Genomic DNA, 2,977 nt, shown 5'->3' with positions numbered 1-2,977 from the left:
ACAGGGCCGCCGCCAGGTTACCGCCGGCGCTGTCACCAGCCACCACCAGACGCTGAAGGTTGATCGGCTGGGGCGCTTCGCCCACCTGGATCGCCTGCCAGACCGCACGGCAATCCTCAAAGGCGGCCGGAAACGGGTGTTCGGGTGCCAGGCGGTAATCGATGGCGATTACCAGCACTTGCAGTGAGTCGGCCAGTTCAGCACACATGAAGTCATGGGAATCCAGGCCGCCGACCACCCAGCCGCCACCGTGCATATAAAGGATGCATGGCCAGCCGCCATCAGGGATTGGCGTCGCCGGTTGATAAATGCGTACGCCCACGTCACCCAGGGAAACGTCTGACACCTGTAACCCTTCGGGCCGCGCCGGGGTGAACGCCTGGCACATGCGGTCATAGCCTCGGCGCAATCCGGCCAGCGATGTGTCGTCGCTGGTGAAGGATTCGGTTTTTTCGACGAATGTGCACATCTGCGCGGAAATCGGGTAATGGGACATCGAAGGATCGTCCTGAAGATAAGGATTTAACAGCCGCCACGAATGCAATGTGGGAGCGGGCTTGCTCGCGAATGCGGTCTATCAGTCAATACTTGTGTGGCTGACCCACCGCATTCGCGAGCAAGCCCGCTCCCACATTTTGATCTTCATTTGCTCAGGGCTTGAGGCTGGCCTGCACCGCCGCCACGCCGTCCTTGCCATCCAGGGTCGTTACACCCGCCAGCCAGCGCTGCAAATCCTCGGGGTTGTCGCGCAACCATTGTTTGGCCACCTCCTGCGGCGTCTTGCGGTCCATGATCGGCACCATCAACTGGCTTTCCTGGGCCGCGGTGTAGGTCAGGTTTTCCAGCAGGCGTGTCACGTTGGGGCAACGTTCGGCGTAATCCGGCGCCGTCACCGTGGAGACCGTGGCCATGCCTTCGTTGGCACCGAACACATCTTCACTGCCGGTCAGGTACGCCATTTTCATGTTGATGTTCATCGGGTGTGGGGTCCAGCCGACAAACACCACGAACTCCTTGCGATTCACTGCCCGCTGCACCGCCGCCAGCATGCCTGCCTCGCCGGACGCCACCAGCTTGAAGCCGCCGAGGCCAAAGCGGTTGCTGTCGATCATTTTCTGGATATCGGTATTGGCACCGCTGCCCGGCTCGATGCCATAGATCTTGCCGCCCAGTTTGTCCTTGAAGCGGGCAATGTCGGCAAAGGTTTTCAAGCCGGCGTCGGCAACGTACTGCGGCACCGCCAGCGTCGCTTGGGCGTCGGACAGGCTCGGCCTGTCGAACACCTTGACCTGCTTGGCCGCGAGGAATGGCGCGATGTTGTTGTCCATCGCCGGTTTCCAGTAGCCGAGGAATATATCCAGGCGCTTGTCGCGGATGCCGGCAAAGATGATCTGCTGCACGGCGCTGGTTTGCTTGCTGTCATAGCCCAGGCCATTGAGCAGCACGTCGGCCATGCCGCTGGTGGCGATCACGTCGGTCCAGCTGACCACGCCCATGCGCACGACCTTGCACGAGGCCGGGTCGGCAGCCATCGCGTTGGCGCTCAAGAGTGCGGCGCCGGTGAGAATCAACAGACAACGGTTGAACAGTCTTTTCATCGATGCGGTCTCACTCGGCAGTTTTTATTGTGGGAGTGGCGTCTGACGCGCCGTGCCCAACACCTTACCCAGCGAGACCTTGATCAAAGCGAACTGTGGCGACAGGGATTTGCACACAGACGACTTGGGAGGTGTGTTGCTGTTGAGGGCCTCTTCGCGAGCAAGCCCGCTCCCACATTCGACCGTGTTCCTCCTGAAGAAACACGGTCGAATGTGGGAGCGGGCTTGCTCGCGAAGGCTATCTCAGCAGCGACGCCACTCAGGAGTAATGCCGCTTGCCCCACGCCAGGAACCCTTCCAGCAGTTCCTTCAACACCACCCGCGTCGGCTCGGCCAGGTCGGCGCGATAACGGAAGGGCTCAAACTCTTCCATGTAGGTGCACTGCCCCAACTCCAGCTGCACGGCGTGGATGTTCTCGGCCGGGTTGCCGTAGTGACGGGTGATGTGCCCGCCCTTGAAGCGCCCGTTGAGCACATGGCTGTACTGCGGGTGGCCGGCACAGATGGCTTCCAGTTCGCTGGCCAGCTGCGGATCGCAGGCCGCGCCGTTGAAGGTGCCGAGGTTGAAGTCCGGCAGCTTGCCTTCGAACAGGTGCGGGATCACCGAGCGGATCGAGTGCGCATCAAACAGCAGCGCATAACCGAACTCGGCCTTGAGCCGGGCCAGTTCGTTTTGCAGGGTGCGGTGATACGGCGTCCACACCTGCTCCAGGTACGTGGCGCGCTCGGCCTTGGACGGTTCCAGGCCTTCGCGGAACAGCGGCACACCGTCAAACAGCGTCGCCGGGTACAGGCCGGTGGTTGCGCCAACGTACAGCGGCTTGTCGTCTGAAGGCCGGTTCAGGTCGATGACAAAGCGCGAATACTCCGCCGCCAGGGTGCTGGCGCCCAGCGCTTCGGCGAAGTCATACAGCGTGGGAATGTGCCAGTCGGTGTCCGGCAGGCTTTGCGCCTCGGGGATCAGCCCGGCTTGCACCGCCGGCGTCAGGCGCAGGCCCGCGTGGGGCATGCTGATCAGCAGCGGCACACGGCCTTGTTTGAAGTTCAGAACCTTATCCACAGCGGTACTCCTTAAACGGTGACTTCGACGCCGTGGCGCACGACGCGTTTATCCAGCTCGCCACCCAGCCAGTAGGCCAGGTCGGCGGGACGATCAATCTGCCAGGCGACAAAATCCGCGACCTTGCCCACTTCCAGCGAGCCATGGCTGTTGCCCAGGCCCAGGGCGGTGGCCGCGTGTTGCGTGGCGCCGGCCAGGGCTTCTTCCGGGGTCATGCGGAACAGGGTGCAGGCCATGTTCAGCATCAAGCGCACCGACAACGCCGGCGAGGTGCCCGGGTTGAGGTCGCTGGCGATCGCGATCTTCACGCCGTGCTTGC

The 2,977-nt window shown here is 62.5% G+C and carries 4 protein-coding genes; all 4 read right to left on the bottom strand.

The window, feature by feature from the left end; translation table 11 throughout:
• On the bottom strand, positions 1 to 496 hold a 496-nt coding region (locus tag HX846_RS20720), incomplete at its 3' end, for an alpha/beta hydrolase fold domain-containing protein (RefSeq protein WP_178966007.1).
• 154 nt (positions 497 to 650) lie between these two features.
• Positions 651 to 1,598, bottom strand: a complete 948-nt coding sequence (locus HX846_RS20715) for a choline ABC transporter substrate-binding protein (RefSeq protein ID WP_178966006.1) — start codon at positions 1,596 to 1,598, stop codon at positions 651 to 653.
• 259 nt (positions 1,599 to 1,857) lie between these two features.
• Positions 1,858 to 2,658, bottom strand: a complete 801-nt coding sequence (gene hutG / locus HX846_RS20710) for an N-formylglutamate deformylase (RefSeq protein ID WP_087692905.1) — start codon at positions 2,656 to 2,658, stop codon at positions 1,858 to 1,860.
• An 11-nt stretch (positions 2,659 to 2,669) separates the two neighbouring features.
• Positions 2,670 to 2,977 (bottom strand): amidohydrolase family protein (locus HX846_RS20705; protein WP_178966005.1); only part of this gene is annotated, 308 nt, incomplete at its 5' end.

It is taken from the genome of Pseudomonas sp. K5002 (assembly GCF_013386655.1).
In the GTDB taxonomy this organism is placed as follows: Bacteria; Pseudomonadota; Gammaproteobacteria; order Pseudomonadales; family Pseudomonadaceae; genus Aquipseudomonas.
This window is presented reverse-complemented; position numbering and strand designations above follow the sequence as displayed.